Genomic DNA, 7,243 nt, shown 5'->3' with positions numbered 1-7,243 from the left:
CAAAACTCAAATCGCACTCATCAAAATACATCTTAGCTATGCCTCTATACATCCCGGCATAGCTTCTCAAAAAATTTTCCCATACATTATATCATATCCACTTTTTTCATGCAAAAAAAGAATAAATGACAATTATCTCCTATTCCATCCGCAGTCTTTATCCCGTAGCAGTCTGCCAATCTCAGTCACCTGCTCTCGCTCATCCCGGCAACCCTGAACACAATGCCAGTTCTCAAATCCCCCTACCGAATACCATAGCATACAAAAACAACTTTTCTGTGCATTGATGCAAAAAAGGCGAAAGCCCGCAACTCAAATCGCAGGCCCTCGCCTCATCACTTCCCCAAAATATTAAATACAAAGTATAAAATCAAAATTACAAAAAATCACCGCTTGCTCATAGCCTGCTGCAAGGCATCCTCTTCCTCCTTGGTCATGGCATAGGTGGAGGTGCCGTTGACAATAGGCTTGACGTAGCTTCTGGAGTCCTCGCGGGCAAAAATGCTGGACATAACCACGCCGTTGTTGTGTGAATCAAGCATGGCCACTGCATAGCTGAGATCACTGCCCATGTCCTCAAAGGCCCGGAAACGCACCACCGCCACACGGGTAATCGCCTGCCCCAAAAGCTCCTTGATGGCCTTGTTTTCCTCCCACAGCTTTGCATTTTCGTCAGCCACGGCCTTGGTGCCATCAATGCAGCCAATCATCATGCGCTCAAGGTTCGCCCCGTCCACGCCGGTCATCATCTTCTTATAACGCTTCTTCATATAGTTGAGGTTATACAGCAGATTGATAATCAGCAGGTACATAATAATTACCAATACACCCAAAATGCCTACCAGATAACTCAGGTTATTTACAATAAAGCTCATCACATCTGTATTTGCCATAAAAATATTTCTCCCCTTTTATATAACCACTATACGGAAAACCTGCCCGTAGTGGAAAACTGCCGCAGCTTTGCCAGCTTGTCCTCGTTGCTGCCGGGCTCGCCATGCCCTGTCTGCTGATGCTCCAGCCTCTCCAGCAGCCTGATAACATAGTTCAGTTCATCCTGCGAAGCAAAATCTATTTCCAGACGTTTTTTACTGCCGCTCTGCCTGATGCGCACCGTGGTGCCTAAAAGCATTTTCAGCTTGTCCTGAGCCTCTTTATAAAAAATGTCCTCCGCTTCCGGTACGGCTTTCCCTGCATTCTCCTTATCCTTCTCCATATCCAGATAATCAGGCTGTTTCTGCAGCTTTTTTACCAGCTCTTCAACCTTGCGCACAGAAAGCTCGTGCTCCAGAATAAACTCCGCCGCCTTCGCCTGCAGCTCCAAATCCTCCAGAGACAGCAGAGGTTTCGCCTGCCCCATGGAAATCCTGCCATTTACCAGCATATCCTGTACTTTTCCTGAGAGCTTTAAAAGCCGCAGGAAATTGGCAATATGGGAACGGCTCCTGCCCACCTTGCCGGACAGCATTTCCTGGGTAAGCCCGTAATCCGACAAAAGATGCTGGTAAGCCTGCGCTTCCTCCATCGGATTCAGGTTCTCCCGCTGAATATTCTCTATCAGGGCAACCTCCGTCATCTGAGCATCATTGTACTCGCGCACCATGGCCGGAATCGTGCTGAGGCCTGCCAGCTGTGCCGCCCGAAAACGCCGTTCCCCGGCTATCAGCTCATATCCCTTGGCAGTCTTGCGCACAAGAACAGGCTGCAGGACGCCATACTGCCGGACGGATTCCCGCAGGGAGTTCATGGCTTCCTCATCAAACTCCGTCCGCGGCTGGTTCGGGTTGACACTAATCAGCTTTAAATCCAGCTCCATGACAGGCTTCTGGACAAAGCCGCCCTTCTCCCCGCCGGATGCGGCTTCCAGCTCCGTTTTTTTGGCAGGGCTTATCAATGATTTGTTGACACCGCTTCCCAGGCCAAAGGCTCCCAGTCCCTTGCCAAGACCGCCTATCTTCTTACCCATTCTCTACAACCTCCTCTGCCAGGCTCATATAAGCCTGCGCTCCCTTTGAGCTGGCGGCATACGCAAAAATCGGCTTGCCGAAGGACGGCGCCTCGCTAAGCCGCACATTCCTCGGAATCTTGGTGGCATAGACCATATCAGGGAAATGCGTCTTGACTTCCTCCACAACCTGCTCTGCAAGATTGGTACGTGAATCATACATGGTCAGCACCAGTCCTTCAATCCGCAGGCTGTCATTCAGCTGCTCCTGCACCAGCTGTACCGTAGAAAGCAGCTGGGACAATCCCTCCAGCGCATAGAATTCACACTGCAGCGGCAGCAGCACGGAATCCGCCGCCGTCAGGGCATTCAAGGTGACATGCCCCAAAGACGGCGGGCAGTCCATCAGTATATAATCATATTTATCCTTGATTGTTGCAACTGCTTTTTTCAGGCGATACTGCTTATCCTCCACGTTGACCAGCTCAACCTCGGCGCCGGCCAGATCCATCACCGCCGGTACTATATCCAGTCCGAATTCTGTGCTGATGACAATGTCATTGATATCGGCATCGTTGACCAGCGCATCATAAATGCTCAGCTCCAGCTCCTCCTTGGCAATCCCCAGGCCGCTGGTAGCGTTTCCCTGCGGGTCGCAGTCTATCAAAAGCACCTTTTTGCCCAGCTCGGCCAGTGCCGCGCTGAGATTAACCGAGGTGGTCGTCTTGCCCACACCGCCCTTTTGATTGGCTACAGCAATAATCTTCCCCAATATATTCACCACTTTCTTCCACGTGAAAAGTTACATACAAAATCAATGCTTTTATATTGTACCATCAATGGAGAATTTTTTCGATAAAAAATCACGATAAATCTGCTGTTCAAAACATTTTTTGTAAAAAAATACCTGCTTCATTCCTGCCGCATGTTATAATCTTCTTATGATTGTTTCACGTGCAACACCGCTTCCGCGGCACGCAGGCTTCTTTGCACTGCCATGTTCCACGTGCAACATTTTGTAGCCAGAAAATGAATGTTACGGGAGGTGCACTAATGCCCATATATAATTCCCCTGTTTTTTCTATAGATGCCACGGAGACACGGCGCTACGCCGGACTGCAAAAGGCTGATTTCAGCCAGCAGCTTATTGACGAGGCCTGCCTGGAGGCACAGCTCCTTATCCGGCCGAAGGGAAGCTGGCATATCTATGACTACGATGCAGACAGGCAGCTCCTGCATGCCCACACCGAAACCTGCACTGCCCGCAGGGCCGCACCGGAAGAGCTGCAGATGGCCTCCCTCACTGCCGTCAACAGCCTGACCTTGCAGGGTGACAGCATCGGTGGACATCTTCGTGACTGCTGTCAGGTTATCGTCATGGCCGCCACGGTGGGCGAAGCCATTGAAAATCAGGTAACAAAATGCTTTGAAGAGGGCCGGTACAGCTTTTCAGTGCTGTTGGATGCCGCCGCCACGGCGGCTGTGGAGCAGGTAGCTGATGCCATGGAAAAAACTATCCATAACGAGGTGAAGCGGCAGGGGCTGGCCATGAAGTGGCGGTTCAGCCCCGGCTACGGTGACTGGCCCATCCAGCAGCAGACAGATATCCTGCGGCTGGCACAGGGTGCTGACATCGGCATCTCCCTCAGCGAATCCCTGATGCTGATGCCGCGTAAATCTATTACGGCAGTCATAGGCCTGTATTATCCTGCCGCCAAGCCGGACTGCAACGCTTCTGACGAAGGCCAGGACGATGAAGGCGGCGCCATTCCTGCCGGGAAAAAACATGACTGCAGCCGCTGTGACAAACTGGACTGCCCTGCCAGGATAGAAACACAGCATAGCGTGGCCTCAAGCTGAGGCCACAGGGTATTAGACTGAAAATTTATTTTACCTAGCAAAATAGTATGTAAATACTCTTGCACAAAAGCCATAAACATAGTACACTAACAACACAGCTTTTTATCTTTAACAGGTAAAAATAAAGCATGCAATAATAAAAGCTAAAACGAGGTTATAACATATGATACATATTTTTGACGGTGCCATGGGCACCATGTTCCAGCAGCTGGGACTTTTGCAGCCGGGAGCCTGCCCTGAACTGCTCTGCCTGACAAATCCGGAGGAAGTGACCGGCGTTCATCAGCGCTATGTGGATGCCGGTGCCAATATCATCGAAACCTTTACCTTTGGAGCCTCTGCCCTGAAGCTGGAGCACTACGGCCTGCAGGACAGGGTAGCGGAAATCAATACCGCCGCCGTCAGGGCCGCAAAGGCTGCAAGGACTGCCGATGGCGAGCCTGTCAAGGTCGCCGGCGGCATGGGCCCGTCAGGCCGCTTTGTCAAGCCGCTGGGTGATTTGGATTTTGAGGATGCTTACCAAAATTATTTCCAGCAGGCACAGGCACTGGAAAAAGCAGGTGCCGACTACATCCTCATTGAAACCTTTATAGATATTCAGGAGATGCGCGCCGCCCTGCTGGCGGCCAAGGATGCCACCAGCCTGCCTGTTATCTGCCAGCTTTCCTACAGTGAGGACGGGCGCACCGTAACAGGCACGGACCCACAGACTGCCGCCATTACGCTGGATGCCATGGGAGCGGATATTATCGGCATCAACTGCTCCCTGGGCCCTGAACAGCTGGTGCCAATCGTCAAGGCTATCTCTGAAAATACGGTCAAGCCTATCAGCGTCCAGCCAAATGCCGGTATGCCACAGCTCATAGACGGCAAGACCGTCTTCCCTATGTCGCCTGCCGACTTCGGCACCTGGGCACCAAAGCTGGTACAGGCCGGTGCCACCTACGTAGGCGGCTGCTGCGGCACTACCCCGGAGCATATTGCCGCCATCAAAGCCGCCCTGCAGGGCGTGGAGCCGCCGAAGTTCGCTCCCCTGCGCCGCCGTCTGATGCTTACCAGCCGCAGTAAAACCGTCACCGTGGACAAGGAGCTGCCGACGGTGCTGATTGGCGAGCGCATCAACCCTACCGGCAGGAAGAAGCTGGCCGCGGAAATCAAGGACGGTTCCTTTGCCTCCGTCAAGCGCGAGGCTCTCGACCAGGTGAAGGCAGGCGCACGGCTTCTGGATGTAAACATGGGTGTCGGCGGCATTGACCAGGCGGCGGCCATGAAGCGCGCCGTGACGGAAATTGCCCAGCTGACCGATGCGCCCCTCTCCATTGATACCAGCGATGCCGCCGCTCTTGAGGCAGGCCTCCGGGCATATCCGGGGCGCGCTTTGATTAACTCCGTCAGCGCCGAGGTGGAACGCCTGGAAAAATTCATTCCGCTGGCGAAAAAATACGGCGCCGCTATTCTCTGCCTTCCCCTTACGGATGATGGCATTCCAAAGACAGCACCGGAACGGCTGGCAGTAATGGATACAATCATTTCCACGGCCAAGGCCGCCGGACTGCAGGATGGCGATTTCCTGCTGGACGGCCTTGTCATGACCGTTGCCGCTGATGAAAATGCCTGCAACCACACGCTGGAAACCCTGCGGCTTTATCGCGAAAAATACGGCTATCCTGCCACTATGGGTCTGAGCAACATTTCCTTCGGCCTGCCAAACCGCCCGCTGATTAACAGCACCTTCTTTACCATGTGCCTGGCGGCAGGTCTGGATGCGCCGATTATGAACCCGTATGATGAATCCATGCAGAACGCCCTCATGGCCAGCATGGCACTTTTGGGCAAGGACCCTAACGGACGGGATTTCAGCCGCAACGAAAAAAATCTTGCGGTGCCGAAGAAGGCTGCCGTTGCCAAGCATGTGGAGCTGACGCCGCTGGAAGCATTAAAAGCTGCCGTTATCGAGGGAGAGGCTGACGAAATAGGCACCCTTGTGGAAAATGCCATCAACGCCGGTTTGGAGCCAAACGAGATTACTGAAAAGGCTCTCACGGCCGCCATGAACGAAATCGGCGTCGACTTCGGTGCAGGACGGGTATTCCTTCCGCAGGTACTGCTTTCTGCGGAAGCCATGCGCAGTGCCTTTATCAAGCTGAAGGAAAAATTCCCGGCCTCCAGTGAAAGCACCAAGGGGACTGTGGTACTTGCCACCGTCAAGGGCGATGTCCATGACCTGGGCAAGAATATCGTAGGCGCCCTGCTGGAAAACAGCGGCTTCAACCTGATTGACCTGGGCAAAGATGTACCGGCAGAGGATATTGTGGCTGCTGCCCGTGACCACAAGGCGGCTATTGTGGGCCTGTGCGCCCTGATGACTACCACCATGACGGAGATTGATGAGGTTATCCGCCAGCTCAAGGAACAGCATATTGATGCCAAGGTAATGGTAGGCGGTGCTGCCCTTACGCAGGAATATGCGGATGAGGCCGGGGCCGACTACTACGCCTCCGATGGTGTGGTGGCACTGAATATCGCCAACGAGATTATCGGTGCCAACTAACATTTTTATTGCGGAGCTGATAAAGGTGGAAAATAATGTTTCACGTGCAACATTATTTTTCCTATCGTCAATTTTGCTTCATAGTGATATAATAACCGTAATGCATTAATGTAAGGAGGAAATTTTATGTTCAAACTATTCAGATCATTACTTTGTACTTTCTGCCTGATGTTCATGCTTGCGGCTACGGCGTTTGCCGCACCGGTGCAGGTTGAGCCATCTGTACAGCAGCAGTACCCGGACATTCAGGTGCCTGTTGTTACCGTGCCGGGCAATCCGGATGCCACATCTGCCATCAATATCGAAATTGAAAGGGATATTGATGCATTTATCAGCCAGTCTAAGGAATATAGCGATAACAATGAGGGCTTGAACGACGTTTCTCTGGGCGTCAGCTACACCGTCACCTGCAATGATGACGCAGTTCTCAGCATTGTCCTCGCAAAATATATCAATGTTGAGCATGCCGCTCATCCTATGCACTATATCAACGGACTGAGTTTCAATCCTCAGACAGGGGAAAAAATTGTCGCAGTTGACCTGAAGGAGTTCTCTGCAGAAAAATATAGAAAAAATATCTATACGCCGGAGCTGCTCACTGACAAGCTGGCAAAAAAGGCCGCCGCAAATGACGGGCTCATCATCTTTGATGACATCCTGCCTCTCTCCTATATACCAGAGCAGTTTTACTTTGATGCTGACAGGCATGTGCATTTCCTGTTCCAGCCTTATGAAATAGCCCCTTATGCCTGCGGCGTCATTGACGTTGACATGGATACGAAAAGCGATGATTATCTGATGTACAGGTAAAATTAAACTGAAAACAGGTATTGCCGCGGACAGCAAGCTTTTACATGCTGCCGGGCAATACCTGTTTTTATTTGCAA

6 protein-coding genes are annotated in these 7,243 nt (G+C 52.0%); 3 read left to right on the top strand and 3 right to left on the bottom strand.

Annotation, left to right across the window (positions count from 1 at the left end):
• Positions 1–386: 386 nt before the first annotated feature.
• The 3 genes from ACI3UA_RS08845 to ACI3UA_RS08835 are packed head-to-tail and all read right to left on the bottom strand — an operon-like array spanning position 387 to position 2,726.
• Positions 387–893, bottom strand: coding sequence for a DUF4446 family protein (locus ACI3UA_RS08845; RefSeq protein WP_439724451.1), 507 nt, complete (start codon positions 891–893; stop codon positions 387–389).
• A gap of 29 nt (positions 894–922) precedes the next feature.
• Positions 923–1,966, bottom strand: a complete 1,044-nt coding sequence (locus ACI3UA_RS08840; protein ID WP_439724450.1) for a ParB/RepB/Spo0J family partition protein — start codon at positions 1,964–1,966, stop codon at positions 923–925.
• Positions 1,959–2,726: a ParA family protein gene (locus ACI3UA_RS08835; protein WP_439724449.1), complete on the bottom strand. Its 768-nt coding sequence runs from the start codon at positions 2,724–2,726 to the stop codon at positions 1,959–1,961. The genes ACI3UA_RS08840 and ACI3UA_RS08835 overlap by 8 nt, the downstream gene beginning before the upstream one ends.
• A gap of 272 nt (positions 2,727–2,998) precedes the next feature.
• On the opposite strand from ACI3UA_RS08835, the gene ACI3UA_RS08830 reads away from it, so the two are divergent.
• From ACI3UA_RS08830 to ACI3UA_RS08820, 3 genes are all read left to right on the top strand, one after another.
• On the top strand, positions 2,999–3,805 hold the full coding sequence (locus tag ACI3UA_RS08830; protein ID WP_439724448.1) for a methionine synthase: 807 nt from the start codon (positions 2,999–3,001) through the stop codon (positions 3,803–3,805).
• A gap of 163 nt (positions 3,806–3,968) precedes the next feature.
• Positions 3,969–6,356 (top strand): homocysteine S-methyltransferase family protein, encoded by a 2,388-nt coding sequence (locus ACI3UA_RS08825; RefSeq protein WP_439724447.1) that lies wholly within the window; start codon positions 3,969–3,971, stop codon positions 6,354–6,356.
• 126 nt (positions 6,357–6,482) lie between these two features.
• Complete coding sequence (locus ACI3UA_RS08820) at positions 6,483–7,166, top strand: DUF3298 domain-containing protein (RefSeq protein ID WP_439724446.1); 684 nt, start codon at positions 6,483–6,485, stop codon at positions 7,164–7,166.
• The last annotated feature ends 77 nt before the right edge of the window (positions 7,167–7,243 follow it).

The organism is Anaerovibrio sp., from assembly GCF_051866355.1.
In the GTDB taxonomy this organism is placed as follows: Bacteria; Bacillota; Negativicutes; order Selenomonadales; family Selenomonadaceae; genus Anaerovibrio.
The sequence above is the reverse complement of the archived record's forward strand: the minus strand, read 5'-3'. Positions and strand labels throughout refer to the sequence as shown.

Excerpts from the sequence above, each read along its gene's own strand:
- ACI3UA_RS08845 (WP_439724451.1), bottom strand. The coding sequence starts at position 893 with ATGGCAAATACAGATGTGATGAGCTTTATTGTAAATAACCTGAGTTAT.
- ACI3UA_RS08840 (WP_439724450.1), bottom strand. The coding sequence starts at position 1,966 with ATGGGTAAGAAGATAGGCGGTCTTGGCAAGGGACTGGGAGCCTTTGGC.
- ACI3UA_RS08820 (WP_439724446.1), top strand. The coding sequence starts at position 6,483 with ATGTTCAAACTATTCAGATCATTACTTTGTACTTTCTGCCTGATGTTC.
- ACI3UA_RS08830 (WP_439724448.1), top strand. The coding sequence starts at position 2,999 with ATGCCCATATATAATTCCCCTGTTTTTTCTATAGATGCCACGGAGACA.
- ACI3UA_RS08825 (WP_439724447.1), top strand. The coding sequence starts at position 3,969 with ATGATACATATTTTTGACGGTGCCATGGGCACCATGTTCCAGCAGCTG.